The organism is Streptomyces sp. URMC 126, from assembly GCF_051386555.1.
Lineage (GTDB): Bacteria > Actinomycetota > Actinomycetes > Streptomycetales > Streptomycetaceae > Streptomyces.
In genome coordinates, this window is the sequence record NZ_JBPQTX010000682.1 from 1 (window position 1) to 408 (window position 408).

The following is a 408-nucleotide window of genomic DNA, read 5'->3' on the forward strand; positions in this document are numbered from 1 at the left end:
TCCTCCTTCCCCGTCGGCGAGGGCATCGTGCTGCGGGTGGGCCGCTACGGCCCCTACGTCGAGGAGCCGCCGGCCGCCGAGGGCGAATCCGGCCGCCGTGCCGACGTACCCGCCGACCTGCCGCCGGACGAGCTGACGGTGGAGTACGCCCGGGAGCTGCTGGCCAAGCCCAGTGGCGAGTTCGAGCTGGGCACCGACCCGGAGACGGGCCGCCCCATCGTGGCCAGGGACGGCCGCTACGGGCCGTACGTCACCGAGGTGCTGCCCGAGGGCACGCCGAAGACCGGCAAGAACGCCGTCAAGCCGCGCACGGCCTCGCTGCTGAAGTCGATGTCCCTGGACACCGTCACCCTCGACGACGCCCTGAAGCTGCTCTCCCTGCCGCGGGTGGTCGGCACCGACCCCGAC

The 408-nt window shown here is 73.5% G+C and carries 1 protein-coding gene; it reads left to right on the forward strand.

All coding sequences use genetic code 11. The annotated features are described in order from the left end of the window. The coding region (locus ACSNOK_RS33435; protein ID WP_436784533.1) for a topoisomerase C-terminal repeat-containing protein at positions 1–408 on the forward strand (408 nt) is incomplete at both ends.